Source organism: Halopiger xanaduensis SH-6 (genome assembly GCF_000217715.1).
In the GTDB taxonomy this organism is placed as follows: Archaea; Halobacteriota; Halobacteria; order Halobacteriales; family Natrialbaceae; genus Halopiger; species Halopiger xanaduensis.
This window is the reverse complement of sequence record NC_015666.1, coordinates 1,872,208-1,898,182: the sequence shown is the minus strand read 5'-3', so window position 1 is coordinate 1,898,182 and position 25,975 is coordinate 1,872,208. Positions and strand designations below refer to the sequence as shown.

Below are 25,975 nucleotides of genomic sequence, written 5' to 3'. Positions count from 1 at the left end.
CTATGTACGAACACGACGTCATCGTGGTCGGCGCGGGCGGCGCCGGCCTCCGAGCCGCGATCGCAGCGCACGAGGCGGGAGCCGACACGGCAATCGTCTCGAAGCTCCACCCGGTCCGCAGCCACACCGGCGCGGCCGAAGGGGGCATCAACGCCGCACTCCAGGAGGGCGACGACTGGGAGCTCCACGCCTACGACACGATGAAGGGGTCGGACTACCTGGGCGACGCTCCGGCGGTCGAGACCCTCGCCAAGAACGCCCCCGAGGAGACGATGAACCTCGAACACTGGGGAATGCCGTTTTCCCGTGAAGAGGACGGACGCGTCTCTCAGCGGCCGTTCGGCGGCCTCTCCTACCCCCGCACCACCTACGCCGGCGCCGAGACCGGCCACCACCTGCTGCACACGATGTACGAGCAGGTCGTCAAGCGGGGCATTCAGGTCTACGACGAGTGGTACGTGATGAACCTCGTCACGACCGACGAGGACGACCCCAAGGACCGCGAGTGCCACGGCGTCGTCGGCTACGACGTCCAGTCCGGTACGATTGAAGGGTTCAAGGCGAACAACGGCGTCGTCCTCGCGACCGGGGGTCCCGGCCAGGCCTTCGACCACACCACCAACGCCGTCTCCTGTACCGGCGACGGCCACGCGATGGCCTACCGAGCGGGCGCGCCCCTCGAGGACATGGAGTTCATCCAGTTCCACCCGACCTCCCTCCCCTCGACCGGCGTCCTGATCTCCGAGGGCGTCCGCGGCGAGGGTGGCATCCTCTACAACAGCGAGGGCGAGCGGTTCATGTTCGAGTACGGCTACGCGAACAACTCCGGCGAGCTCGCCTCCCGCGACGTCGTCGCCCGCGCCGAACTCACCGAGGTCGGCGAGGGCCGCGGGATCGAGGACGAGTACGTCCACCTCGACATGCGCCACCTCGGCGAGGACCGCATCATGGACCGCCTCGAGAACATCCTCCACCTCGCGGAGGACTTCGAGGGCGTCGACGGCCTCGTCGAGCCGATGCCGGTCAAGCCCGGCCAGCACTATGCGATGGGCGGCATCGAGGTCGACGAGAACGGCCAGACCTGCGTCAACGGCCTCTACGCGGCCGGCGAGTGCGCCTGCGTCTCCGTTCACGGCGGGAATCGCTTAGGCGGCAACGCCCTGCCCGAACTCATCGTCTTCGGCAAGCGCGCTGGCCAACACGCCGCCGGCGAGGATCTCGGCGCGCCCGAGATCCGCACCGGCTACGGCGACGACGTCGAAGACGACGACACCGAACTGCCGGTCCAGCCCGGCAGCGCCGGCCTCGATACGGCAAGCGGCGTCGCGGCCGACGGCGGCGTCACGGCAGACGCGGAAGGCATGCTCGAGCGTGCCGTCGAGCGCGAGCGCGAGCGCGTCGACCGCCTGATGGACCGCGACAGCGGCGTTCAGCACTCCGAGATCCGCGCGAAGCTTCAGCAGGCGATGACCGACTACGTCAACGTCTTCCGCACCGAGGAAGGCGTCAAGAAGGCGCTGAAGATCATCCGCGAGTGCCGCGAGGAATACCAGAACGTCTACGTCGACGACCCCTCGCGCACGTTCAACACGGACCTCCAGCAGACCTACGAGACGCGCAACCTGATCGACGTCGCCGAGACGATCGCGCTGGGCGCCCTGGTCCGCGACGAGTTCCGCGGCGCCCACTGGCGCAAGGAACACCAGGAGCGCAAGGACGACGAGTGGCTCAAGCACACGCTGATCTCCTGGAACGAGGGCGACCCGGACATCTTCTTCCGTCCGGTCATCCTCGAGGGCGAGAACAAGACCTACGAGCCCAAAGAGCGCAGTTACTGACGCCGCAGGGTCTCGCTTCGGAACCGGAATTCGTTTTCGGGTTTGAACACTGATCGGCGGCCAGTACCCGACTGACTCTCGCCGGTTCGCTTCGACCGCTCGCGTGCCGATCGCTCGAGACCGGTAGCCCTTTCGTCCCGTATCGACTCTCGTGCAGTAGATGAGCCTCGAGCGATTCATTCAGGTCAATCTGGTTCTCGCGCCGCTGCTGCTCGGCGCCGGCTACCTCTATTACGAGTCGCTCCCGGTTATCGTCCTCCCGATCGGGCTGAGCTACCTCTGTTTCGTCATCGTGCTCGGCTTCGCGTGGGGGATGTCGCGGCTCTCGATGGCGTTGGAATCGTGACGTAATCGTGCGGTTGCGTGCCCGTGACCCGTTTCTATCTCGCAGTCAGATGCCGAGCGCCTCGAGGAGGACGGCGACGTCGACGTCGAAGTACTCGATGACCCTGTAGCCGAGGAAGATGCCGACGATCCCCATGATGCCGGGCAGCTCCGGCGGCGCGGGGATCGGAACGTTCAGAAAGCGAAACAGCGCGCCGGTGAACAGTCCGGCCAGAAGCGCGAGGACGGTAAGTTGCGTCGACATCGTGACCGATTGTCGTCGGCGCGCACAAAAGCGACCCGCTTGCCGGCCGTTTCGACCGCCGGTCGTGCGACCGATTGCCAGTGAACGACGATCGGTAAACCCCTCGTATCGGCCATAATCGATCGGTATCAGACGAGAGACGCGCGTTCAGCGATTCTACACGACTGTACGGAACCGAATTTCGGTCGGTGGAGACGGCCGAATTTCGACATCTGTTGTAACATAGGTTTATTATCGTCGAAACACTGGAAATCGAGTATGAACCCGACAACGGCGCAGGGACTCGACGTGTCGATGCCGGAGGACCTCGCTTCGCCGCGCGCGAAGCTGGTCTATCTCTATCTCGAGGCGTTCGGCAGCGCGACGGCCGACGAACTCCGGTCGGCACTCGACGTCAACAAGAGCACCGTCCTCTCGATCACCGGCACCCTTCGCGAGCGCGGCCACCTCGAGCGGCGGAACGGTCGGTACGAACTGGTTTAAATTGCGGATCGTGCTGCATCGTCGATAACATCGACTGCTTAGTTCTAACTGCCTTTGGGCCGGGAGCGGTTTCGCCGCGAATTGCGGCGAAGCCGTGACTCGGGGGAGGGCAGGCTGTCCCCATTCACTCACCGCGAGCAGCCGGCGGCTGCGAGCGGGCCGACGACTGACCGAGAAGCCGCGCTACGCGCGGCTGACGGGGAAGGAGGAGTGCTTTTCATCGAAGTTTTCCTCTGCGGGTGCGCCTGTGGCGCACCCGCAGAGGAAAAGTTCGTCTTTAGAGCTCGATCCGCTCGACGAGCTGGTCGGTCGTCTCGTTCGTGTTGACCGCGACGATCCGGATCTCGTCCTCGAGGCCGGAGTTGCGCAGTTTCGCCTTGAGGAGGTTGTCGACCTGGTAGACGCCGGCGGCGTTGGTCATCGCGATTTCGACCATGACGGGGCGGCTGTCGCCCTCGGTCAGGGTGACGCGCTGGATCGCTTGGCTCGAGAGGGTGTTGATCCCGCGTCCGCCCTGCTCGTAGGGGATGCGCGAGCGGCCGCTTTCCATATCGAGGGCGTCGGCGACGCGGATGACGCCGGCCTCGGTCGTCAGCGGCGTTTCGGCCGTGTGGTGACAGAGGATCGCGTGGAGCACCTCGCCTTTCACGCGGACGGTCTCGGCGAGGTCGTAGAACTTCGGCAGTACCCGATCGAGGATATCCGCCGCGAGCGGGATGGAGTAGTAGACGTGCTCGTCCCGGTGGACGACGTGGCCGACGTCGTGGAGCGTCGCCGCCAGGGCGATGATGACGGATTCGTCTTCCTCCGCGAGTCCCTGCTGTTTGGCGTGGAACTCGACGCCGCCGGCCTTCAGGAGGTCGTAGAGGCAGAGCGCCCGGTTGCGGACGATTTCGATGTGTTTCGCCCCGTGATCGTTGTACCGCATCCGATCGACCGCGTTGACGTTCTGGGCCTCGAGGTAGGTCTGGATCTCCTCGTCGGTCTCGACGAACTCGAGGACCTCGTTGAGTTTCTCGTCGGGGAAGCTGTGTTCGGCGTCGGGGGCGTAGACGCGACCGGGCTCGTCGTCGACAGTCGAATCGCTCATACGCGAACGTCGGCTCGAGTCCAAAAAAGCGCTGCGACGATGCCGGTCGGTTGCGTGCGAGTCGCGTTAGGCTGCCGCCTCGACGGCGTCCTCGACCTCGTCGTAGTCGGGTTCGACGCCGGGGTCGTCGCTAACCCACGCGTAGGTGATCTCGCCGTCGCCGTCGACGACGAACACCGAGCGCTTGGCGACGCCGTAGACGCCCAGATCGTCGAAGTCCATCTCGAGGTCGTACTCGTCGATGATCTCCTTGTTCAGGTCGCTGATGAGGCCGAACTCGAGGCCGTTCTGGTCGCGGAACTCGTTGAGCGTGAACGGCGTGTCGCGGCTGATGCCGTAGACCGTCGCGTCGAGGTCGTTGAAGTTCGCGAGCCGGTCCTGGAACGTGCACATCTCGTCGGTGCAGACGCCGGTGAACGAACCGGGGAAAAAGGCGAGGACGATCGGTGCGTCGTCTTCGAGGCGCTCCGAGAGCGTGAAGGACTCGATGTCGCCGTTTGCGAGCGGTGCGGTGAAGTCGGGTGCGGAATCTCCACTCGTTGCCATCAGTCGTCTATTACGTGCAAGCAGGAAAGATAGTTTCGTTCGCGGAACGGACTGGTCGCGCTCCGATCGATGGCGGCTCGACGGACCGTGGATCCGCACCGATCCAAACGGGCGAACGAGCGCAATCGGAGTTTTAGAAACGTACCAGCGAGACCTGATACGCGGTTCGGCCTTCTGGTCGTCTATTCGGGCGTATTCAGCCGATAACAGTCGTCGGACGGTCGATGTCGAAACGGCAGACGAGTCGAGCCAGAAGGCGAGACGAAGCCGGAATCACAACGCTCTGGCTTGCAATCGCCGCCGTTACTCCCTTGTCCATTGTCGTACATCGTTTCTAGACGGATATTACGCTCGAGGGGCGGCTCGCTGGCTCTTGCTTAACTGAGTGGTCCAAAAAGGTTATAATTGCCAGCGGGTAAGCCACGCATAGAGATGGTAGCCGAAATTGCACCGCTGTTCATCCCCGGTGCACCCGGGGGTCCGGAACTACTGATCATCCTTTTCATCGCCATTCTGCTCTTCGGGGCGAACAAGATCCCGAAGCTCGCCCGCTCCACCGGCGAGGCCATGGGCGAGTTCCAGAAGGGCCGTGAAAAGGTCGAAACGGAACTCGAGGAGATGCGTGAAACCGGCGACTTCGACGACCTCGACGAGGACGACAACGACGACTTCGTCGACACGGAGCCGGTTACCTCCGAGGAAAGCGAGACGCAGACCGAAACGGAAACCAACTAACGCGGTTTTTCCGGGGCGTGTGGCCTAGCGGAGAGGGCAGAAGGTTCCTAACCTTCTGATCGTGGGTTCGAATCCCGCCACGCCCGCTCGCGACGAACAATTCGTGAGGAGCGAGCGGCCCCGGAGATTCGAATGAGAGAACGGCGAGCGAAGCGAGCCGTTCGCGTGGTTCGAATCCCGCCACGCCCGTTGCCGGTCGTGAACGAACGTGAGCGACCGCAACGGGTACTGCGGGATTCGAAGTAGACCGAGGTTCTGCGAGCGCAGCGAGCAGGTTCTCGGGCGTAGTTCGAATCCCGCCACGCCGACTCATCCATGCCTGCGTCCCGCCACGCTAAACGTCACCACGACCGATTCTGTCACCGAGTACTCGAGGCGACGCCGTTTCCTCGAGCCCACCGTTCCTGCATCAGTAGCGGAGAGCCAACCCCTGAATCGCCGTTCTAAACGGCCGACTCGAGCGCTCGAGGGGCTTCCAGCCCGAGTCCGCTGCCACCGCCTGTGCGAACGGGAGTCACTATTTATACCGAATTAGTTCAGTAAGTTGAGTAGAACAGGGAGTATCTGCTGGCTATTCCCATCGGTTAGGAACTAGATACGTTGGGATAGCCGATTTCCCTCGACCGAACGCTCGATGCGGATCTCGTTATCAGAAGTGGTAATGAGAACATGAATTTTTTGAAGGGTGAGGGTTTGGATGGAGTCAATGGCTATTGACGAGGGTGACCGGTCGGACGCCGGGGATTTTGCTTCGGGTGAGGCGTCCGACTCCGCGTCGGCAGACGAGCGGGCCGCCGGTTCCGATTCGGGCTCCGATTCGGAGTCCGGGTCGTCGGTCCGGGTCGGCGAATATACGTGGGAAGATTTCATGGTGGAGCACGGGTACGGTGACGACGTTTCGACGCTGTATCCGGACGATCCGGCTCCCGACGACGACCAGCTCGGCCTCGAGACGGGCGAAACGGACGCGTCGACGGTCCCGAGCGGCGACGACTGGGAGCAGGTCGCGTTCGATCCCGAATCCTATCTCGGCTACCATCCGGACGAGCTGACGGATCGCGTGCTGCCGATCGCAGGGGACAACGCGGAGACGCTGTGGGACGAGTTTCTCGAGTACGTCGATCCGGAGACGACGCCGGTCGTCAAGGACGTCTGGACCTGGGAACACTACAAGTGGGAGTACTACTACGAGGACGACGGTTCCCGGCCGCACGATAGCGACGGCGAGGTCGTCGAACACGACGAGGAGGACGCGCTCGGGTTCGATCCCGACACGCTCGAGGAGCGGCTCTCGGCGGGCGCGGATCGCGCCATGGAACTCGACGACGTCGTCGAGGAACGGACCGTCAACGTGCAGGAGGATTTCGACGAGGACGAGTTTTTCTCGACGGCCGACGGCGCGACGACGCTGACCAACCGGTACGACCTCGAGAAGGCCGTGCCGATGGAGAAGAAGACCCACTTTCAGGAGGTCGAGCGCTACTGGGTGAACAAACCCTACGCCTGCGTCGTCATCTTCCACTCGGAGCGGGAAAACGAGAAGAAGTACTACCTGATCGAGCCGTACCTGAACGAGATCGAGGACGAACTGCAGGCGTTCCTCTCGGGCAAACTTCGGACGGCGATCAAGTACTCCGACGACGGAATCAAGGAGAAGGCCGACGAAAACGGTCGGCGGATCGTCATCGAAGACGAAACCCGGCGCCTGCTGAAACGGTACGATCTCTACGAGAAAACCGCCGGCAGCAAGACGGCCGGCCTGCTCGAGACGGTGCAGTCGCTGTTGAACGACGACGAGGAGGACGAAGACGACGGTCCGACCCAGCTCGAGGGTATCGAGGTTCGACCCGAGCCCGCGATCCTCGAGGAGGATCCGGACACGTTAAACGAGTACCAGGTCGAGAAGCTCCTCTATCTGCTGAAGCGCAACTTCATCGGCTACGAGCGCATCGACGGGATCAAACACGACATCAACGTCGAGGACATCTCCGTCGACGGTTACAACTCGCCGGTGTTCGTCTACCACTCCGACTACGAGCAGATCATCACCAACGTCTACCACGGCGAGGACGAACTCGACGACTTCGTCGTGAAACTCGCCCAGCGGTCCGGAAAGGGGATCAGTAAACGACTCCCGCAGGTCGACGCGACCCTCCCCGACGGCTCGCGCGCCCAACTAACGTTAGGCCAGGAGGTGTCCGACCACGGGACCAACTACACCATCCGTCAGTTCAAGGACGTCCCCTTTACCCCGATCGACCTCATCAACTGGAACACCTTCTCGCTCGACGAGATGGCCTTCCTCTGGCTCTGCATCGAGAACCACAAGAGCCTGATCTTCGCCGGCGGTACCGCGTCCGGGAAGACGACCTCGCTGAACGCCGTCTCGCTGTTTATCCCCTCGAGCGCGAAGATCGTCTCCATCGAGGACACCCGCGAGGTCGAGTTGCCACAGCGAAACTGGATCGCCAGCGTCACGCGACCCTCGTTTTCCGACGACGAGCAGGGCGACGTCGACGAGTTCGACCTGCTCGAGGCCGCACTCCGACAGCGCCCCGACTACATCGTCATGGGCGAGATCCGCGGCGAGGAGGGGCGGACGCTGTTCCAGGTTATGTCGACGGGCCACACCACGTACACGACGTTCCACGCCGACTCCGTCGACGAGGTGCTCAAGCGGTTCACGACGGATCCGATCAACGTCTCGAAGACGATGTTCACCGCCCTGGACCTGGTCTCGATCCAGACCCAGACGCGGGTCCAGGGCCGGAAGGTCCGCCGGAACAAATCCCTCACGGAGATCAACCACTACGAGGCGGAAAACGACGAGATCAACGTTCAGGACGTCTACCAGTGGCAGGCCGAGACCGACGAGTACCTCAAGATGGGGGACTCGAACACCTTGGAGGAGATCCAGTTCGACCGCGGGTGGAGCCGCGAGAAACTCGAGGAGGAACTGTTCAAGCGGAAGGTCATCCTCGCCTATCTCATCAAGAACGGACTGAACACGTACGCCGAGGTCGCGGCGACGGCCCAGGCCTTCATCAACGACCCCGATACGATCCTGACGCTCATCGCCAACGGGCAACTCGAGAACAGCCTCGAGGACCTCCGCGAGATGGAGAGCGTCCTGATCGACGTCGACCAGGAGAAGGAGGAACTCGTCCCGCGACCCGAAGCGACGGGCGAGACGTACAACACCTCGGTCGACGTGCTCGAGCGCGCCGAAGAATCGCTGTTCGAGGACTACCGCGGCAAGGTCCCCAGCGGCCTCGCGAGTGCACTCGGCGACCTCGACGAGGAGGAGCCGATCGAAGTCGACGGGGACGACGAGTCGTTCGACGATTCGATCGACGACGTCGACGACGGCTGGGGCATCGACGAACAGTCGACGGCGTCGACCGACGACGGATTCACCACCGCCGGTACCGACGACCAGCCGGCCTGGATCACGGACGATACGAACTTCGACATCGGGTTCGACGAGGGCTCGAGTCCGACGGCGGACGACGGCGCCAGCGCGCAATCGTGGACGGCCGGTGCCGACGCCTCGTCAACCGCCGAAAACGCAGCCGAAGCCGGTGCCGACTCGACTGCCAGTACGGCGGGCTCGAGCGGCGGCGACCGCGAGATTTCGACGGGACAGTTCGACATGTCTCCGATCGAGACGCAATCGGCTGCCGGCGGCCGATCCGCCTCGAGCGCCAGGCAAGGGGCGGGATCGACGGCAGACGCCGAGAGCGATCCCATCGTCTTCTCGGCGGACGATGCGCCCGATGACGGCGGGTTCGGCGGGTTGTTCGATAACATGGACGAGACGCTGAACGAGATGGACGAAGTCGACGAGACGCAATCCTCGTCGGATCCGGTCGACGCAGACGGCGCCGCCGACGAGCCGGTCTTTACGGAGGGCGACTCGGCGTCGATCTTCGATCCCGAAGCGGACGCGGGCCCGTCGTTCGGCGATTTCACCGACGAACTCGAGGATGCTCGACCGTCGGCGTCCGAACCGGGAACTGAGTCTGAGTCCAAGTCTGAGTCTGAGTCCGCGTCCGATTCGAACGGAGCGTCAAACGCAGCGACGATGACGGCGACCGAATCGGCCCCAGCCGATCCGGAACCGGAACCCGAGTCAGACACTGACTCGGAGCAGGAGTCGGAACCCGAACCGCCGACGATCGATATCGACGAGCCGTCCCCGAGCACCGACACCGATGCTGCCGACCCGGCACCGGGAGGCGGTAACGAGACCGCTGAAACCGAGGCGGTGACATTCGATGAAGACGATATCGCCGCCGACGATTCCGACGGCGGTACCGATGACGGTGACAGCGTCGATGACGGTGACGGTGAGACCGCCGAACCTGCACCGCCGATCGAAACGGACGCGGAGCCGCCGACGATCGACGTCGATCGTTCCGCGGACCAGAACGACAGTGACGGTACTGCGGCCGACGAGGCGAACGCCGAGACTGTGTCCGATGAGTTGGATGCCGAGACTGTGTCCGATGAGTTGGATGCCGAGACTGTGTCCGATGAGTTGGATGCCGAGACTGTGTCCGATGAGTTGGATGCCGAGACTGCGCCCGACGAGACGGCAGCCAGTGAGGGTTCGGAGTCCCCCACTCCCAGCGAGCCCGAATCCGAGTCGACGAACGACGACGGTACCGACAGCCAGGACGGCGACGGCGAATCGATTTTCGGTCCTGAATCCGACTCGATCTTCAGCGATGACGACGCGCCCGATTCGCCCGACGAGGCGAACGCTGCCGACGAGTCCGAATCGCTGTTCGGCGATTCCGCCGAGACGGGCGACGATTCCGGCGACGAATCCGACTCGATCTTCGATGCGACAGGTACTGAGAGCGACGACGAGGAGACCGACACATGAGCCTGCAGACCGACGATCGTGACACCGGCGGCGTAGCCGGCGGGTCGAGCTCCGACGCGCTCGGGAACGCCTTCTACCCGCTGTACCGTCTGCTGTTCAGCGAGGACAGCGAGTTCGTCTCCGACGTCGAAACCAAACTCGCGCAGGCACGGATGACGGACCCGGTCGAGCTCTACCTCGCTCGAGCGCTCGGGATCGGGCTCATCACCGGGGTGGCCCTGTGGCTGATCGGACTCACGATCGGCTACGGCCTCTTCGCGACGGGGCTGATCACGGTCAACGAACTGCTCGGCATTCCGCTGCAGAACCAGACGCTTATTCGGATTATCGAGCAGCTCAAAGTTCCGGCGCTGGTCTTCGGAACCGGGCTCGTGTTCGGCACCATCGGGTTCGCCCTCGGCTTCGGCTCGCTGACCGCGATCCCCTACTCGCGCGCCTCCGCTCGCAAGCGCGAGATCAACATGCTGCTGACCGACTCCGTCTCGTTCATGTACGCGCTGTCGGTCGGCGGCCTCAACCAGCTCGAGATCATCGAGGCGATGGCTCAGGCCGACGACACCTACGGCGAGGTCGCCAAGGAGTTCCAGAGCATCGTCAAGGAGACGGAATACTTCGACGTCGACTACCGAACGGCGATCCGCAAGCAGGCCTTAGAGACCCCCAGCGACGAACTCTCGCAGTTCCTGACCGACATGCTCTCGATCGTCAACAGCGGCGGTGACATGGAGAACTTCCTCGAGGACAAGAAGGAAAAACACATGCGCACCGCCAAGCAGGAGCAGGAGCTCACGCTCGAGACGCTCGAGCTGTTCGGCGAGATGTACATGACGCTGTCGCTGTTCCCGCTCTTGCTCATCATCATCATGGTCGTCATGCAGATGATTCCGCAGGCGGAGGTGACGGACAACATGCTATACATGACCGTCTACGGGCTGATTCCGCTGACCGGAGTCGGCTTCCTCGTCTTGGTCTCGACGGTCAAACACGACGAACCGGGCGACGGTTTCCTCTCGATGACCGACGACGACGGCCGCATCCAGCGGGCTCAGCAGCAAGGACTGCTCAATCTCGGACTCGTCGAGGCCTTCACCGGCGACCACAGCGTCTTCGACCGCATCAAGAACCGCGAAGGAACCCACGAGACGGTCAAGGTACTGAAACGACCGCACATCTTCTTCCGGGATAACCCGTTGTACACGCTGGCGCTGACCGTGCCCGCGTCGCTCGTCGTCATCACGTCGGCGATGGTAACCGGCGCGGCACCGACGTCGTGGAGCGCGCTGCTCGAGAACCCGATCTGGGGGACGTTCGTCTACGTCTACGTACCGCTTTACTGCATGGCGATCCCGCTCTCGATCTTCCGCGAGTGGAACGTCAGGTACCGAAACACCGTCGTCAACCAGCTCTCGGAGGACCTCCGCAAACTCGCCAGCGCGAACGACACCGGGCTGACGCTGCTCGAGTCGCTCAAGTCGGTGTCGGACACCACGAGCGGCAAACTGGCCCGCGAGTTCGAGATGATGCACACGAAGGTCAACTACGGGATGAGCCTGAAGGAAGCGCTCATCGAGTTCAATAACAAGTACCACATCCCGCGGCTCGCGCGGACGACGCGACTGATCACCGAAGCACAGGAGGCGTCGAACCAGATCACCGACGTCCTTCGCACCGCCGCCCGCGCGAGCGAGAACCACGACGACATCGAACGGGACCGGAAATCCCGCACGCGAATGCAGGTCGTGATCATCGTCATGACGTTCATGACGGTCCTCGCGGTGATCGCTATCCTCAAGACGCAGTTCATCGATACGATGGCCGGACTCAATCCCGGCGGTGGCGGCGGTAGCTCCGGCGCCGGCGGTGCGGGTGGCGACCTCGCACAGGCTGATCTCAGCAGTAACGTGAACGTGGATATGCTGTCGGTGTTGTTCTTCCACGCGGTGACGATGCAGGCGATCCTCTCGGGATTCATCTGCGGTTACATCCGCGACGCGGACATTCTGAGCGGACTGAAGTACGCGGTTATACTGGCGACGATCGCACTCGTCGGCTGGATGCTGGTGGCCTAATATGACTGAGAGATCACGATCACGAACGCGAGAACAACGTCGGTCCCGGACCCGAACGGTGTCGATCTCGCTGCGAGACCGCGGCCAGACGACGCAGGACTTCGCTATCGGTATCGGCGTCTTCATCCTGGCGGTCGCGTTCGTCTTCTCGTTCCTGCCGTCGATCGTGACGCCCTACGATTCGTCCGTCGGCAGCGCGGAGACGGCGCAGGCGGACCGGATCGCGGATCGGGTCGTGCAGAACCTCTCGACCGGCGACTCGCCGAACGAGATCGATGGAACGCCGATCGTCGACGACAAGTGGTCCGACGCCCAGTTGGCGAATTTGACCGGACTCCGGTCGACGACCAGCGATAGTGATGATTTCGTCCATATCGATAAGGTAAACGTGACCATTCAGCGCCTCAACGGCAGCACACATCCACCCGTCGACGGCGTCGGACCGGCCTATGAGGACCAGCCGGCTGCCAGTTCAGCTCGAATCGTCTCCGTTGAGTACAGCGGGTTCGACGAACCGGCGTATCGGCTCCTCGTGAGGGTGTGGTGATCGCATGACCGATGGAACTGCCAACCGCAATCGCGACGATCTCACTCGAGACCGTGCACAAGCGTACACTCTCGAGGGGTTCATCGGTGCGATGATCGTCCTGATGGCGGTGCTGTTCGCGCTCCAGTCGGCGGTGATCACGCCGACGACTGGCGGGCTGGCTGACCGGACTGTCCAAGAACAGCTCCAACAGGAGACCCAGGACGCGCTGGTCGTCGCCGCTGCGAACGAAACCGGAAATCTGTCCTACACGCTCAGGTACTGGGAAGAAGACGATGACGAGATCATCTTCAACGGGACCGACCAGCCCGGGCCGGACGGCGAGCAAGTGTACAGCGAGGAGCGGTTCGGGAACTTCACGCTCGGCCAGATTTTCGACGATCGACTGACGGAAACTGGCCGGAGCTACAACGTCGAACTCCACTACGAGAACGGTACCGGCGGCGAACTCGAGACGACGCACCTCGTCTATCAGGGGAGTCCGCCGTCGAACGCACAGACGGCGAGCTATATCGTGACGCTGTACGACGATCAGCCGGTGACCGGGACGGACGAGTATGCGAATCTCAGCGAGGCCGAAGAAAGCGGAACTCCGCCAATTCCGGAACATCCCGATACTGACGATACTGGAGCCGGATCCGACAGTGCACTCTACAACGTCGTCGAGGTGCGGGTGATCGTATGGTAACCAACGAAACCACCGACCGGTCGCGCGGACAGATCATCCTCATCGGCGCGATCGCGCTCGCGTTCATCATCCTCGGTATCGTCGTCGTGTTTAACGGCGTACTGTACACCGAGACGATCTCGTCCGGGACGGCGAGCCAGGGAGGGAGTTCGGCGGCCGTTACCGACGCCGAACTCGAGCAGAGCATCGGCTGCATCCTCGCGGGATACAACGAAACGGACAAAGAAGCCGAGATCGAGAAATTCGGCGAGATCTATCGAAACGTGAGCGCGCAATCGGAGACCACGTTGATCGATGTTAGCGACGTCGAGGTGGACGAGACCGGCAGCGGTAGTAACGCAACCGTGAACGTCACGTACGACACGCACGATCTGCGTTACAATCAACAGCAAGACATCGAATCTGCAGACTGTCCCGAGAACGTATGATCGAGCAACGCCCTTCCGCCGAGCGAAATCAAGATCAGGATCGACACCGAGACCGAGGCGTCTCCATCGCGATCACGCACGTCCTGACGATCGGCATCACGACGATCCTGATCGCGATGTTGCTGATGAGCGGCAGCAGCCTCCTCGAGTCGGAGACGGACCGCTCGGTCGAAACGTCGCTCGAGACGGTCGGCGAACGACTCGCCGACGAAATCGCGAACGTCGATCGGATCGCGAGTCAGAACGGAACCGAGACCGTAAACCTCACCGTCGATCACCCGCGAACGGTCTCGAATAGCGGCTACACCGTCGAGTTACTGAACGACGCGAGCGAGGCGCCGCTGATCGAGGACGGCCCCTGTCTGCGGCTGACCGCACGGAGTACCGACGTCGTCGTGTACGTGCCGGTCGCCGTCGACGCCGACCTCGACGGATCGGCGACCGGCGGGACGATCGAGATCAGCGCCGACGGCGACGGGACGATCACGATCGAGGAGGTGACGGGATGAGCGACCGACCCGACGGCGACGCTCGTTCGTCGCTCTCACTGCAGCGAGACGACCGGGCGGTCTCCGAACTGATCGCGTTCATCCTCGTGTTCGGAATCATCCTCAGCTCGGTCGCTATCCTCTCGGTGACTGGATTTCAGGCGATGGAAGACTATCAGGAGGTCGAACAGGAGCGAAACGCCGACCGGGCGATGACCGCCCTTGCCGCGAACTTCAACGACGTCCTGCGATCCGACGGCGTCGAGCAACGGTACGGCGAACTCTCGTTGCGCGGCGGAACGATCACGGTCGACGAAGGAGTGGCGCTCAACGTCTCCGTCGGTGGCGAATTTATCGGGAACAAGTCGGAATTCGACCTCGAGCACGTCAGCGACGGCGACTCGCTCCCGCTCGGCGCGTTCACGTACGAGTCCGACGACGCGGCGATCAAGTACGAAGGCGGTGGCGTCATCCGTACGGAAGAAGCCGGAAGTGTTGCGCTCGAGGATCCCCAAATTCGGTACAGCGAGAATTTAGACGACACCGTTGCGATCATTTCGCTCGTAGTCCTCGAGGAAAACGGCCGGTCGATACAGAGTCAAGGCGGGCAGGGAGTGACGATCTCGGTCGAGAATCGGACGAGTGCGGTCTACCGGTCTAAGGACGTGAACGTCTCAGTTAAGGACGACGACTCCAACGGCGTATGGGAAGACGACATTCTCGCGGACTGGCAGAGCGAACACGAAGATGTCGACCGGGTGCTCGTGACGGTCGTCGAAGCGAAGGTCGAATACTGACGACGGGTCGAACAGTTACCTCGAGCCGCTTCCTCGGTTTTCTCCGCTACTCCCAATCGCCAGTCAAGAGCACTCGCAATCCTGCACGCGAGGCGAGCGCCGTCGCTCGCTCGGCGTGCGTCTCCGTGTCGCCGGCCGTCTCGAGGTAGAGGCCGTTCGACAACTCCTGTGGAGCAGTCATCGGCTCGCCATTGGCGCGGATGGGATCGGCATTCAGAACGGTCGGCTCCTCGTCGCCGTCGTCGGGGCTCCAGGGAACGGAGACGCCCGAGAGGCCGCGTTCGAAGAGGTACTCCGCCACGCCGACGAGCGCCCGCCGCGAACTCGAGTGGCCGATCGCGCCGATCGAGCCGCGGTCGTTGAAGAAGCGAGCGACGTACTCGCCGTCGTCGTCGGTCGCCGGGGACGCGTCCTCCGTCGTACCTTGAGAGGAGGGCGGCGCTGTATCGTCAGATTCCGATGCTGATGGTGTCGCGTTCGTGTCGTCCGTTCGTTCGCCGTTCGCTTCCGCCCGTGTACGCTGTGGCTGTGGCTCCCCCTCCAGAGCGTCGTCGGCTGCCTCGAGACCATCGTTCCGGCTCCGCCTGGAGGCCGATTCCGGTTCGGATTGGACGTTCGAACTCGAGTCCGAACCGGCAGTTGTCGGATCCGTAAATCGGAACGAGATGTCGTCCGACGGGGAGTCGAACCGCTCGGCGTCGGTCTCGGCGAACGAGACGACCAGTTGCTCGCAGAACCGTTCCGCGGCGGCTTCGAACTCGTCGGCGTAGGCGTCGCCCGCCGTCGCCGTCAACCGGTCGACGAACGCCTCGACGAGCGTCGCCTGTCGGACCGCGAGTCGGCGCGCGACGGCGGGCTCCGAGTCCGCATCGAGCCGGCGGGTGAGGGCACCCCGCGAGAAGTGCTCGATCGACGACTCGTGGTCCGGAAGCGCCGACAGCCGACACGCGAGCCGTTCGACGTCGTGCGTTCCGGCCAGAAACAGGTACTCGCGCCCGTTCGTATAGATCGCCCGGTCGACGCCGGTCCACGCCATCGCCTCGAGCAGGCCGCGGGCCCGCGATTCGTCGAGCGAGCGGTCGTAGGGGTCGACGGCGACGAACAGCGCGGGAACCGAGTCGACGCCGAGGACGTACTCGAGCCGGGTCTCCTCGACGGTCGTCTCGACGGCGACCGCGTCGGCGTGGCTGTCCCAGCCGAGCGTCTGGAGAAACGGCTCGACGAGCCACGCGCGCGTCTCGCGACCGGTTGTCGGGGGTTCGGACTCGAGGAATGCCCGCGAACGACCGACGAACGAGCGGAGATCGGGGCCGGACATCGTATCGTTCAGTCGTAGTTCGGGACCGATTATGTAAGGAGCGGGTGAGACTCAGGAATCGATACGGGTGCGGTGTTCGCGGGATCGATAGCTCGGCGCTGCGAGGGGCGTCACGACGAGATGTTCGCCGCGTCGCGCTGGTAGATCCGGAGTCGAGCGTCGTATACGGAGAACGCGGATTTGAGGTTCGGGGGGATCGTTTCGGCCTTGCCGATAACGAGGTACCCCTCCTGGCGGAGGGACCGCGCGATCACTTCCAGCATCGACTGCTTGTACTCGTTGTCGATGTAGATGAACAGGTTCCGGCAGACGACGAGGTCGAAGCCCGACTTCGGATCGCCGTTGATCAGGTCGTGGCGTTCGAACTCGACAGTCCGTTTGACGGCGTCGTCGATCCGGTAGATCCGATCCTCCTGCTCGACGAACTCGGAATAGTTGTCGAGGAAGGACAACTGATCGGCCATATCGACCGTCCGCGACTCCTCGTAGACGCCCTCGCGGGCCGTCTCGAGGGCCGGTTCGCTGATGTCCGTTCCGAGGATCGAAATCGACGACTCGTCAATCTGGTCGTCGTCGTGGGCGAGCATCGCCAGCGAGTACGGCTCGCGGCCGTCGGCGCAGGCGGCGCTCCAGATCCGGACCTCGCGGTTTTCCGCCGAGAGCGTCCGGAGGACGTCTCGAATGCCGGCCCAGACGTCCGGATTGCGGAAGAACCCGGTGACGTTGATGCTCATCGCTTCGAGCAACGCCGTCTGTTCGTCCGCGTTTTCTCGGAGGAACGCCAGGTAATCGGCGTAGGTGTCGTTTTGCGTGCGACGCATTCGCGAGGAGACTCGGCGGTCGAGGTAGCTGTCGTTGTAGTGGCTCGTCGCGAAATCCAGTTCGTGCTCGACGAACGAGAGCAAATCGTCGAAAGAGTCGTCTGTCATAGATCGGTCACTCCGTTGGTACCGTCGTCGGTGGAGGTTTTTACGCGAAGCGTTCCGGACGCCGGCGTAAACTCGACGGTTCGACCGCGGTCGCCGCCGACGTCTTCGGCGATCAGCGGAACGCCGAGTTTCTCGAGTTCCTCCTTCGCGGCGGCGATGTTTCGCTGGCCGACGCCGTCGCCGAAGCTGTCGAACTCGAACATGTCGCTGCCGCCGGCGATCTTCGCCTCGACGGCCGTGTAATCGGCGCCGCGTTCGACCATCCGCCGCAGGAGGGCGCGGATCGCCGTGTCGGCGTATTTGCCCGGTTTGCGGTCGCTGTTGGCGGCGGAGTCGCCATCGGGGAGCATGGCGTGGGCGAGGCCGCCGATTTCGGCGTCGGGATCGTAGAGGGCGATCGCGAGACACGAGCCCAGGCCGTAGGATTTGAGCGTCTCGTCGCCGTCACCGATGGCCAGTTCGGAGATGCCGACTTTGACCGGCGATGGCGCGCCCGGTTCGCTGCCGTACGTTTTCATGTCTCGTTCACTTGCTGGAAGTCAGCCGTAGTCGGCGTGTCCTCGATGCGATCGACGTCGAGATCGTTGAGCGCGCGCTCGAGGTCCGACTCGTCGGGGATGGCGTACACTTCGCAGTCGAACTCTCTGCCGTCGGCCGTGATGACTGTATCGAAGACGAACGCGAACTCCTGGTTTTCGCCGAGTTGGATCACGACCGGATCGACGGCTGCGGCCCCGATGTCGTGGATGAACTCCGGCGTCGAGTGATCGATCGTCGTATCGAGGACGTTCGCCCACCCGTCGAGGAAGCCGCTGGCCATGATGTTGCCGAGTTCGGTGATCGCGCTCCGGCCCATTTCGTCGTAGCCGTCGTCGCCGCCGGCTGCACTCCCGCCCGTCGGGACCATCGCGTCGATGATCTCGTTGGCCGACTCCTCGTCGAACAGGAAGAGGAGGTAGCCGCTCGGGACGCCGTCGAACTCGAACGCGACGCCGACCAGTCGCTCGTCGGCCACCTGCTCTGGAATCGCCTCGAGCGAGAGGAAGTTCAGCCGCCGGATGTCGACGCTCGTCTCGATGCCGGTCAGCGTCGTCGCCGTCTCGGCGATCTCCTCGGCGCCGCGTTCGGCCATCCGGTCGAAGCCGTCGAGTTTGTCGTACTCGATGCCGTCGCTGGTTCGTAGCTGGTCCAGCAGGTCGGCCATCGATTCCCGGGTCGGAAACAGGTAGTGGTGGAAGCCGACTTCGGTGCCGACGGCCTCGATGTTGCTCTGGAAGAGCAAGGCGAGTTCCTCGTCACCCGCGCCCTCGATGTCGCCGAGGAAGGGGTCCGCCGACTGTCCCTGGACGAACTCGGGCGTCGAGACGTCGATGACAGTTTCTAGGACGTCGGCCCAGCCGTCGATGAAGCCGTTGTTCATGATCTGGCCGACCTCCGTTGCGGCGGAGCGGTTCATCTCGTCGAACTCGTCGGCCTCGGACTCGGTGACGAGCGTCTCGACGATTCGAAGCGCGTTCTCGCGCTCGAAGACGATCACCGACTGGCCCTCGATCGCGCCCGTGAGTTCGACGCGGACGCCGACCTTCTCGCTCGAGTCGGCGAAGTCGCGGCGAATCTCCCGGCCGCGCATGAAGTTGAGCTTCGTCACGCCGACCCGGGTTTCGACGTCGGTCATGTGGGTCAGCCGACCCGCGGCGAGTCCGGCGCCCTCTCGAGCCATTCGATAGAACGTTCCGAGCGCGTTGACGTCGAGTTTCATGCGGATTGCACGTCCATCCCGTTGACCATTTCGACGAACTCTTCGAGGTCGGGGAAAGCGTAGATTTCGGCCTCGATCTGATAGCTCGGTACCGACAGATCCGAGTCGAAAAACAGCGCGAGGTCGTCGTCGCCGAGTCCGGCCGTTCGGGTGACGATTTCTTCGGTGGGGGCGTAGACCAGTTGCGGGGCGGCGATGTCGATGACGCGCCCGAGCACGTCGGCCCAGCCGTCGATGAAGCCGCTGGCCATCATGTTGCCCATCTCCTCGACGGCGCTGCGGGCCATCTTGCCGGAGACGTCGGACATGTCGTCGACGACGTCGTCGAGCATGATCGCGGTGATCTTCTTCGCGCTCGCCTCCGGGAAGAGGATGAGGATGTGGCCGTGCGGCGGGTTGAGCAGGCGGACGCGGACGCCGACGCGTTTCCCGTTATCGAGCTGGGACTGGATGTCGTCGACGTCGACGAAGTTCGTCTTCGTCACCTCCATCTGGGCGTCCTGGCCGGTCAGCTTGCTCATGTTGTCGGCGACGCCGTTCGTCCCGACCTTGGCCATCTCGTTTATGAAGCTCAGCTTGCGGATGTCGACCATTAGCGTCATCTGTTCCAGATCCTCCGTCGATGTGCGTCTTCGTGTGCGTGTGCGTCTGCGTCGTTTGCGTTCATAGTGTCGTCACGTCAAGGATGTTGACTACCTTTCCTCGGCCGCGCACCGTCGCGCCGCTGAGGCCGGGAATGCCGCGCATGAAGCCTTCGAACGGCTTGACGACGACCTCCTGTTGACCGTGGACCTGATCGCACCGAAGCGCGACCGGGCGGACGTCGTCGCGGATTCGAACGAGGACGTCGCCGTCCCCGCTTGCGCCCTCGAGTCCGACCTCGACGGTGTCATCGTCGCTGCTACTGCCGCCGTCACCGACCGCGACGTCGGCTTCGGTCTCGGCGTCGGTATCGACCGCCGCCGTTCGGAGCGTCTCGTCGAGATCGATCACGGGGATCGGATCGTCGTCATCGCGGGGGAGCACGGGTTCGCCGTCGATCAGTTCGATCGAATCGGCGGGTTCGACGTCGTAGACGACCTCGGTCGGAAGTCCGAACTCCTCGCCGTTGCTCTCGACGAACAGGATGTCGTCGATCGCGATCGACACCGGTAGAGTCATCGTGACGGTCGTCCCGTCGCCCGGCGCGCTGTCGATCGAGACCGTGCCGTCGAGCTCCGTCACCGTTCGGTCGACGACGTCCATCCCGACGCCGCGGCCGCTGACGTCCGTCACTTCCTCGGCGGTCGAGAGGCCGGGGTGGAAGACGAGGTCGTAGACTTCCTCGTCGGCCATCGCTTCGGCTTCGTCCTCGGTGAGCACGTCGGCCTCGACCGCCTCGGATCGGATCCGATCGGGGTCGAGACCGCTTCCGTCGTCCTCGACCGTGATCGTCACGCGATCGCGTTCCCGCGTCGCGGTCACTTCGACGGCCCCCTCGCGGGGCTTCTCGGCGTCTTCGCGGTCTTCCGGCGGCTCGACGCCGTGGTCGACCGCGTTGCGAACCAGGTGGATCAGCGGATCGCTGATCCGGTCTAAGATGGTCCGATCGAGTTCGACGTCGCCGCCGTCCATCTCGAACGCCACCTCCTTTTCCTGTTCGCGGGCGATATCGCGGACGACCCGCGGCAGCCGCCCCGTCACCGTCTCGAGGGGGACGAGCCGTACGTCCATGACCGTCTCCTGGAGGTCGGTCGTCAGGTCCTCGAGCGCGTTGAGTTCCGTCTCGAGGGCTTGCCGGTCCTCGTCGGCTTCGACGGCGTGTCGAAGGCGGACGCGGCTGGTCACCAGCCCCTCGACGAGCGTGAGCAGTTCGTCGACCTGCTCGACGTCGACGCGGAGCGACTGGATCTCGTCGGCGTCGTTGTCGCCGTCCTGCTGGGACTCCGGGTCGGGCACCGTGACGTCCGGAATCTCGATCTCCGGCACGTCGATGATTCGGTCCGGGGTCTCATCGGTCGCGGTTCCGGAGTCGGTTTCCGCACTCGAGGCGGCGTCCCCGAACGAGTCGTGCTCGAACGTTACGCCGTCGTCGGTTTCGGCCTCGATTTCGGACTCGTTCTCGGTGTTCGGTTCGCTGAACGACGCCGACTCCGAATCGACATCGGCGAACGCGTCGTCGCCGAACGTGTCCTCGAAGGACGCGTCCGTATCGGCCTCGAGATCCAAGGACTCGAGCGAGTCGTCGAGATCCGTCGAGTCGAGGTCTGTCGAATCGAGATCGTCCTCGCGGGAAATCTCGATGTCGGGATCGGCAATCGCGAACGCGTCGTCCGTCTCGAAATCGGGGCTCGCATCGAAGTCGTCGGTCGCTTCGAAACCGCTGCCCGTCTCGAGATCGTCGGCCGTCGCAACGTCGTCGAGGTCTTCGTCGTCGACGAAGTCCTCGTCAGCGGGGTCCTCGTCAGCGAAGTCCCCATCGGCGAAGTCCCCATCGGCGAAATCGCCGGCCCCGGTTTCGGTATCGGAGTCGGAGACGTCCGGTTCGTCGAACGAGTCCTCGTCGAACTCAGCTATGTCGGCGTCCGACGTAACGGAGTCCGAGACGTCGAACTCGTCCGAATCGATCGCATCATCATCGAAAGCATCCGTCGAATCGGCTTCCGACTCGAGGTCTGCGTCGTCTGTCGACGCTATAGATGCTTCGTCGGTCGCGAAATTGACGTCCGACTCACCGTCATCGGCGGCGACGGGCTCTCCCTCGTCCTCGTCACTGTCGACCGCCGAAAACGCCGCTTCGAACGCCTCGTCGGCGGTATCGGACGGCGTCTCGAGTTCGGTCTCGAGTTCGGATTCGTCTTCGTCCCCGTCTTCGACCTCCTCGTCTGCGGGCGCAGAGCCGACGCGCTCCGTCTCGCTCGACTCCGAATCGGCCGCAGCCTGATCGTCGCTATCGACCGCCGCATCACCGTCGACTTCGTCGGCGGCTGCCGTGTCATCGACGTCGGACTCCGCCGCCGTAGCTTCGTCGGCATCCGAGCCGAAGGTCGCACCGAGGTCGCTGAAGTCGACCATCTCGTCTCCACCGGCACTTCCGTCGGAATCGGCGTCGGCTTCGACCTCGGCATCTACCGCGCCGTCCGATTCGCTATCGGCCGCCGGCTCGAAGTTGTCCGTCGCCGGTTCGAAGCCGCCGGTCGCCGAATCGAAGTCAGCGTCGTCCGTCGTCGGAGCGTCGTCGCTACTGCTGTTATCGTCACCATCGTCGGCACCGGCGTCATCGTCGGAATCGGCAGCCTCGAGTTCGCCGTCTTCGTCGTCCGCATCCGCCGCGGTCGGCGGCTCGAGCGGAATCACACCGTCTTCGGCTGCGTCGTCCGCCGGTTCTGCGTCCGCGGACGGCGCTGCCGTCTCCGGTTCCGGTTCCGATTCCGATTCTGGTTCCGACTCCGGTTCCGGTGTTTCAGCCGGTTCCGTCGTCGCTGTCGCTTCGTCGGCGACCGTCTCCGCGGGTTCGTCCGTCGCATCGCGGTCGTCCGCAGGCGACTCGAGGTCGGGTTCGGCGTCGTCGGCCGTATCGACCGCGTCCGCCGCCTCGACCGCGTCGGCAACGTCGCCGTCGGACGGCTGATCGGCGACCGGTTCCGGTTCGTCGGCAACCGAATCGTCGACCTCGCCGGTCACATCCTCGGTCTCGTCCGCCTCGAGGAACGGATCTTCGTCGTCCGCGACGTCGTCGCCGAGGAGTTCGTCCATGCTGACTTCGTCGTCGGTGTCGAACTCGTCGAACTCGAGTTCCGCGAGTTCGTCCTGAAGCTCGTCGAAGCCGACCATCTCGACTTCGTCCTTGAGCTCCTGGAAGACGGCGTCGGCGTCCTCGACGGGGTCCTCCGCCGAGCCCGGATCGGCGACTGCGGATCCGGATCCGGATCCGGATTCGGAGCCGGAACTCGAACCGGAATCGGCGACCGATCCGGACTCCGCATCACGCTCGGCGCCCGAGTCGGTCGAATCGGCCTCGGCGGCCGACTCGGTGCCGGACTCGTCGTCACCGGCGGCCGCCAGTTCATCCGCGTCCTCGTCGAGCGCGGGATCGACCTCGATGTCGACGTCGTCGTCGCCCAACAGATCGTCGAACGAGCCGGCTTTGCCCATATCGTCGAATGCGTCGAGGTCGTCGTCGTCCTCGACCTCCTCGACCATCGAATCGAGGTCGTCGTACCGGTCGAACTCGCCGAGCAGTTCGTCGACCTCGAGGTCCTGCGCGTCGTCGGCCGAGATGTCCGCCTCCGCCGGCGTTTCGTTGTCGTCGGTTTCCTCGGCGTCGGCCACCGCGGCGAACTGGTCGGTCACCTCGAGCAACTCGAAGTCCGCGACCTCGTCGACCGGCTCGAGGCCGGATTCGATCGCCGACTCGGTCACCGCGCTCGCGAAGACGGCGTCGAAGCGACCGTTGTACGCGTGCGCTTCGATCGCGTCGCGCGGGGGCGCGGTTCCGATCAGGTCGAACGCGTCGATCAGCGCCTTGACGATCAGGATGCCGGCGTTGTCTCCCTCAGCCTCGCTCTCGTCGACCGAGAGCCGGGCGAGGTAGACGTTCCGGTCTTCCGCCGGCGGCTCGAATCGCGAGAGTACGTCCTCGATCTCGTCGTCCGACGGGCGCTGGATCGCCGCCGGCCCCTCGAGGTGGTCCCGAAGGGCGTGGATCGTCTCGGACGGATCCGCGTCGAACTCGTCGTCGGCGCCGTCGGCGGTCTCGATGATCGTCTCGAGTTCGTCGACGGCGTCGAAGATGTCGTCCATCAGCTCCGGCGAGACCTCGAGCGCGCCGCCGCGAACGGCGTCGAGGAGGTCCTCGATCGCGTGTGCGAGTTCGCTCGCAGACTCGAGGCCGGCGGCGCCGCAGTTGCCCTTGAGCGTGTGGGCGACGCGGAAGACGTCCTCCACCGCCGCCTCGTCGTCGGGATTGCGCTCGAGGGTCAACAGGGCGTTGTTCAGTTCCGTGATTCGCTCCGTGCTCTCTTGGACGAAATCGGTCCAGTACTCGTACTCAGTCATCGCGGTCACCCGCTTTCGCGTCCGGGTCCGGGTTCGGGTCCGGCTCGGGCGTCGCGTCCGCGAACGCGGCGATGATCTCGTCGACGATCTCGGGGGCGGGAGCGACCGAATCGACGCAGCCGGTTTCGATCGCCTGACAGGGGATGCCGAAAACGGGGCTCGTCGCCTCGTCCTGTGCGATGGTTCGCCCACCTGCAGCTTTGATCGCCTCGATGCCGGCGGCGCCGTCGTCGCCCATGCCGGTCAGGACGACGCCACAGAGCGGTCCGTCGACGCGGTCGGCGGCCGTTTCCATCGTGACGTCGATCGCCGGCTGGATCCCGTAGTCGCGGCGCGCTTCGTCGAGGCGGACGCGAAGCGAGTCGCCGAAGTCGGCGCCGATCTCGAGGTGGGCGCTGCCGGGTGCAACGACCGCCTCGCCGGGGCCGACCCGGTCGCCGTCGCCGGCCTCGCTGACCGCGTACGGCCCCATCGCGTCGAGTCGATCGGCGAATCGCCCGGTGAAGTCGGCCGGCATGTGCTGGACGATCAGCACCGTCGCGTCGAGGCCGATCGGGAGCCGCTGGAGCAGCCGTTCGACGATCTTCGGACCGCCCGTCGAGGCGCCGACGACGATCGTCGGGCCGCGCGTTCCGTCGTCTGCACTGTCGAGACTGACCGCGGACGCCGGATCGTCGCTGCGCTCGGGCACAGCCGCCGCAGTCCGTTGCGCGTCGGTATCCGTTTCCAGATCGGCCGGTGCGATCGATTCGACCGCCGTCTCACCTCGCGACGTCGTCCCGGCGGTACCGACCGTCGACGGACTCGAGCGGTCGGCGCGTGCCGCGGGCGAGTGCGAGCGAGAGCGAGGAGAAGCGTCCGAGTGAGATGCAGAACGAACGGTCGATTCCGAGCGCGTCTCACTGCTCGTCGGTCGGACCTCGGCGAGGGACGACACGTCGACGTCGTCCAGTCGATCGATCTTCTCGCGGAGGTCGTCCACGAAGTGAGCGATGTTGCGCGAGCCCGACCCGTCGGGCTTCTGGAGGAAGTCGATCGCGCCGGCTTCCAGCGCATCGAGGGTCGCCTCCGCACCCGTATCGGTATACGCGCTGGCCATGATGACCGGCGTCGGCGTCGCTGCCATGATCCGCTCGACGGCCGCGATGCCGTTCATGTCCGGCATCTCGACGTCCATGGTCACTACGTCAGGATCGAATGCCGCGTCTCTCACGATTTCGACCGCCTCGGTACCGGTATCGGCCGTTTCGACGTCGTAATCGGCGTCGCTGAGCGCGTTGCCGACGACTGTCCGGAAGAACTGCGAGTCGTCGACAACGAGTACTCGCGTCATGCCGCAGTGACGTCCGTAAGCGCTTTTCTGACGCTCGGTTCCTCGAACGGCTTCGTCACGTAGCCGTCCGCGCCCGCTTTGACTGCGAGCTTCATCTTTTCCCGCTGTCCGACGCTCGTGCACATGATAACGCTAGCGTCGGGGTCGATTTTCTTTATGGCTGCGGTCGCCTTGATGCCGTTACACTTCGGCATCACGATGTCCATCATTACGATATCGGGATCGTGTTCCTTGTACAACTTGACGGCTTCAGCCCCGTTGGACGCCTCACCCAGGATGCGGTATTCCTGCTCGAGAATCTGCCGGAGGAGATTCCGCATAAAATGTGAGTCGTCTACGATGAGCACCCCTGTCGACATTCACTAGTACACCAAATTCGGGTAGAAATACAACTACCATAAATGCTGTCT

General features: G+C 63.9%; 22 protein-coding genes and 1 tRNA gene. 12 read left to right on the top strand and 11 right to left on the bottom strand.

The window, feature by feature from the left end:
• Positions 1 to 2: 2 nt before the first annotated feature.
• Positions 3 to 1,838, top strand: a complete 1,836-nt coding sequence (locus tag HALXA_RS09275; protein WP_013880082.1) for an FAD-binding protein — start codon at positions 3 to 5, stop codon at positions 1,836 to 1,838.
• A 160-nt stretch (positions 1,839 to 1,998) separates the two neighbouring features.
• Positions 1,999 to 2,184: a hypothetical protein gene (locus tag HALXA_RS09270; protein WP_013880081.1), complete on the top strand. Its 186-nt coding sequence runs from the start codon at positions 1,999 to 2,001 to the stop codon at positions 2,182 to 2,184.
• Positions 2,185 to 2,229: 45 nt separating this feature from the next.
• Here the strand turns inward: HALXA_RS09270 and HALXA_RS09265 are convergent, their stop codons facing one another.
• The gene (locus HALXA_RS09265) at positions 2,230 to 2,427 is read right to left on the bottom strand and encodes a XapX domain-containing protein (RefSeq protein ID WP_013880080.1); all 198 of its coding nucleotides are present in this window, start codon (positions 2,425 to 2,427) and stop codon (positions 2,230 to 2,232) included.
• Positions 2,428 to 2,685: 258 nt separating this feature from the next.
• Between HALXA_RS09265 and HALXA_RS09260 the strand changes: the two genes are divergently transcribed.
• Positions 2,686 to 2,910 (top strand): helix-turn-helix domain-containing protein, encoded by a 225-nt coding sequence (locus HALXA_RS09260; protein ID WP_013880079.1) that lies wholly within the window; start codon positions 2,686 to 2,688, stop codon positions 2,908 to 2,910.
• A 277-nt stretch (positions 2,911 to 3,187) separates the two neighbouring features.
• On the opposite strand, the gene HALXA_RS09255 is transcribed toward HALXA_RS09260, so the two are convergent.
• Entirely contained in the window at positions 3,188 to 4,000 is an 813-nt protein-coding gene (locus HALXA_RS09255) for an HD domain-containing protein (protein WP_013880078.1), read from the bottom strand.
• 66 nt (positions 4,001 to 4,066) lie between these two features.
• Positions 4,067 to 4,546, bottom strand: coding sequence for a redoxin domain-containing protein (locus HALXA_RS09250; RefSeq protein WP_013880077.1), 480 nt, complete (start codon positions 4,544 to 4,546; stop codon positions 4,067 to 4,069).
• Between the two features lie 432 nt (positions 4,547 to 4,978).
• Between HALXA_RS09250 and tatA the strand changes: the two genes are divergently transcribed.
• The 9 genes from tatA (at position 4,979) to HALXA_RS09205 (ending at position 15,189) form a co-directional block, all read left to right on the top strand.
• Positions 4,979 to 5,281: a twin-arginine translocase TatA/TatE family subunit gene (gene tatA, locus HALXA_RS09245; RefSeq protein ID WP_013880076.1), complete on the top strand. Its 303-nt coding sequence runs from the start codon at positions 4,979 to 4,981 to the stop codon at positions 5,279 to 5,281.
• A gap of 13 nt (positions 5,282 to 5,294) precedes the next feature.
• Positions 5,295 to 5,367: transfer RNA gene (locus tag HALXA_RS09240), tRNA-Arg, on the top strand.
• A gap of 620 nt (positions 5,368 to 5,987) precedes the next feature.
• Positions 5,988 to 10,172 (top strand): ATPase, T2SS/T4P/T4SS family, encoded by a 4,185-nt coding sequence (locus tag HALXA_RS09235; protein ID WP_013880075.1) that lies wholly within the window; start codon positions 5,988 to 5,990, stop codon positions 10,170 to 10,172.
• On the top strand, positions 10,169 to 12,241 hold the full coding sequence (locus tag HALXA_RS09230) for a type II secretion system F family protein (protein ID WP_013880074.1): 2,073 nt from the start codon (positions 10,169 to 10,171) through the stop codon (positions 12,239 to 12,241). The genes HALXA_RS09235 and HALXA_RS09230 overlap by 4 nt, the downstream gene beginning before the upstream one ends.
• Before the next feature lies 1 nt (position 12,242).
• A complete protein-coding gene (locus HALXA_RS09225) occupies positions 12,243 to 12,788 on the top strand; it encodes a DUF7287 family protein (protein ID WP_049895272.1) in 546 nt (181 codons plus the stop codon).
• 4 nt (positions 12,789 to 12,792) lie between these two features.
• On the top strand, positions 12,793 to 13,476 hold the full coding sequence (locus HALXA_RS09220) for a DUF7288 family protein (protein WP_013880072.1): 684 nt from the start codon (positions 12,793 to 12,795) through the stop codon (positions 13,474 to 13,476).
• Positions 13,470 to 13,904 carry a hypothetical protein gene (locus tag HALXA_RS09215; protein ID WP_013880071.1) on the top strand — a complete coding sequence of 145 codons (435 nt, stop codon included), beginning with the start codon at positions 13,470 to 13,472 and terminating at the stop codon, positions 13,902 to 13,904. Before HALXA_RS09220 ends, HALXA_RS09215 begins: the two co-directional genes overlap by 7 nt.
• Complete coding sequence (locus HALXA_RS09210; protein ID WP_013880070.1) at positions 13,901 to 14,413, top strand: DUF7266 family protein; 513 nt, start codon at positions 13,901 to 13,903, stop codon at positions 14,411 to 14,413. Before HALXA_RS09215 ends, HALXA_RS09210 begins: the two co-directional genes overlap by 4 nt.
• A complete protein-coding gene (locus tag HALXA_RS09205; protein ID WP_013880069.1) occupies positions 14,410 to 15,189 on the top strand; it encodes a DUF7289 family protein in 780 nt (259 codons plus the stop codon). The genes HALXA_RS09210 and HALXA_RS09205 overlap by 4 nt, the downstream gene beginning before the upstream one ends.
• Before the next feature lie 46 nt (positions 15,190 to 15,235).
• On the opposite strand, the gene HALXA_RS09200 is transcribed toward HALXA_RS09205, so the two are convergent.
• From HALXA_RS09200 to cheY, 8 genes are all read right to left on the bottom strand, one after another.
• The gene (locus HALXA_RS09200) at positions 15,236 to 16,507 is read right to left on the bottom strand and encodes a hypothetical protein (protein ID WP_013880068.1); all 1,272 of its coding nucleotides are present in this window, start codon (positions 16,505 to 16,507) and stop codon (positions 15,236 to 15,238) included.
• 110 nt (positions 16,508 to 16,617) lie between these two features.
• Positions 16,618 to 17,436, bottom strand: coding sequence for a CheR family methyltransferase (locus HALXA_RS09195; RefSeq protein ID WP_013880067.1), 819 nt, complete (start codon positions 17,434 to 17,436; stop codon positions 16,618 to 16,620).
• A complete protein-coding gene (locus HALXA_RS09190; protein ID WP_013880066.1) occupies positions 17,433 to 17,954 on the bottom strand; it encodes a chemotaxis protein CheD in 522 nt (173 codons plus the stop codon). The genes HALXA_RS09195 and HALXA_RS09190 overlap by 4 nt, the downstream gene beginning before the upstream one ends.
• The gene (locus HALXA_RS09185; protein WP_013880065.1) at positions 17,951 to 19,195 is read right to left on the bottom strand and encodes a chemotaxis protein CheC; all 1,245 of its coding nucleotides are present in this window, start codon (positions 19,193 to 19,195) and stop codon (positions 17,951 to 17,953) included. The genes HALXA_RS09190 and HALXA_RS09185 overlap by 4 nt, the downstream gene beginning before the upstream one ends.
• Complete coding sequence (locus HALXA_RS09180; RefSeq protein ID WP_049895271.1) at positions 19,192 to 19,797, bottom strand: chemotaxis protein CheC; 606 nt, start codon at positions 19,795 to 19,797, stop codon at positions 19,192 to 19,194. Before HALXA_RS09180 ends, HALXA_RS09185 begins: the two co-directional genes overlap by 4 nt.
• A gap of 61 nt (positions 19,798 to 19,858) precedes the next feature.
• On the bottom strand, positions 19,859 to 24,232 hold the full coding sequence (locus tag HALXA_RS09175; protein ID WP_013880063.1) for an ATP-binding protein: 4,374 nt from the start codon (positions 24,230 to 24,232) through the stop codon (positions 19,859 to 19,861).
• On the bottom strand, positions 24,225 to 25,565 hold the full coding sequence (gene cheB, locus HALXA_RS09170; RefSeq protein ID WP_013880062.1) for a chemotaxis-specific protein-glutamate methyltransferase CheB: 1,341 nt from the start codon (positions 25,563 to 25,565) through the stop codon (positions 24,225 to 24,227). The genes HALXA_RS09175 and cheB overlap by 8 nt, the downstream gene beginning before the upstream one ends.
• Positions 25,562 to 25,924: a chemotaxis protein CheY gene (gene cheY, locus HALXA_RS09165; protein WP_013880061.1), complete on the bottom strand. Its 363-nt coding sequence runs from the start codon at positions 25,922 to 25,924 to the stop codon at positions 25,562 to 25,564. The genes cheB and cheY overlap by 4 nt, the downstream gene beginning before the upstream one ends.
• Between the last annotated feature and the right edge of the window lie 51 nt (positions 25,925 to 25,975).

Coding starts and splice junctions, on each gene's coding strand:
- HALXA_RS09275 (WP_013880082.1), top strand. CDS start 3: ATGTACGAACACGACGTCATCGTGGTCGGCGCGGGCGGCGCCGGCCTC.
- HALXA_RS09270 (WP_013880081.1), top strand. CDS start 1,999: ATGAGCCTCGAGCGATTCATTCAGGTCAATCTGGTTCTCGCGCCGCTG.
- HALXA_RS09265 (WP_013880080.1), bottom strand. CDS start 2,427: ATGTCGACGCAACTTACCGTCCTCGCGCTTCTGGCCGGACTGTTCACC.
- HALXA_RS09260 (WP_013880079.1), top strand. CDS start 2,686: ATGAACCCGACAACGGCGCAGGGACTCGACGTGTCGATGCCGGAGGAC.
- HALXA_RS09255 (WP_013880078.1), bottom strand. CDS start 4,000: ATGAGCGATTCGACTGTCGACGACGAGCCCGGTCGCGTCTACGCCCCC.
- HALXA_RS09250 (WP_013880077.1), bottom strand. CDS start 4,546: ATGGCAACGAGTGGAGATTCCGCACCCGACTTCACCGCACCGCTCGCA.
- tatA (WP_013880076.1), top strand. CDS start 4,979: ATGGTAGCCGAAATTGCACCGCTGTTCATCCCCGGTGCACCCGGGGGT.
- HALXA_RS09235 (WP_013880075.1), top strand. CDS start 5,988: ATGGCTATTGACGAGGGTGACCGGTCGGACGCCGGGGATTTTGCTTCG.
- HALXA_RS09230 (WP_013880074.1), top strand. CDS start 10,169: ATGAGCCTGCAGACCGACGATCGTGACACCGGCGGCGTAGCCGGCGGG.
- HALXA_RS09225 (WP_049895272.1), top strand. CDS start 12,243: ATGACTGAGAGATCACGATCACGAACGCGAGAACAACGTCGGTCCCGG.
- HALXA_RS09220 (WP_013880072.1), top strand. CDS start 12,793: ATGACCGATGGAACTGCCAACCGCAATCGCGACGATCTCACTCGAGAC.
- HALXA_RS09215 (WP_013880071.1), top strand. CDS start 13,470: ATGGTAACCAACGAAACCACCGACCGGTCGCGCGGACAGATCATCCTC.
- HALXA_RS09210 (WP_013880070.1), top strand. CDS start 13,901: ATGATCGAGCAACGCCCTTCCGCCGAGCGAAATCAAGATCAGGATCGA.
- HALXA_RS09205 (WP_013880069.1), top strand. CDS start 14,410: ATGAGCGACCGACCCGACGGCGACGCTCGTTCGTCGCTCTCACTGCAG.
- HALXA_RS09200 (WP_013880068.1), bottom strand. CDS start 16,507: ATGTCCGGCCCCGATCTCCGCTCGTTCGTCGGTCGTTCGCGGGCATTC.
- HALXA_RS09195 (WP_013880067.1), bottom strand. CDS start 17,436: ATGACAGACGACTCTTTCGACGATTTGCTCTCGTTCGTCGAGCACGAA.
- HALXA_RS09190 (WP_013880066.1), bottom strand. CDS start 17,954: ATGAAAACGTACGGCAGCGAACCGGGCGCGCCATCGCCGGTCAAAGTC.
- HALXA_RS09185 (WP_013880065.1), bottom strand. CDS start 19,195: ATGAAACTCGACGTCAACGCGCTCGGAACGTTCTATCGAATGGCTCGA.
- HALXA_RS09180 (WP_049895271.1), bottom strand. CDS start 19,797: ATGACGCTAATGGTCGACATCCGCAAGCTGAGCTTCATAAACGAGATG.
- HALXA_RS09175 (WP_013880063.1), bottom strand. CDS start 24,232: ATGACTGAGTACGAGTACTGGACCGATTTCGTCCAAGAGAGCACGGAG.
- cheB (WP_013880062.1), bottom strand. CDS start 25,565: ATGACGCGAGTACTCGTTGTCGACGACTCGCAGTTCTTCCGGACAGTC.
- cheY (WP_013880061.1), bottom strand. CDS start 25,924: ATGTCGACAGGGGTGCTCATCGTAGACGACTCACATTTTATGCGGAAT.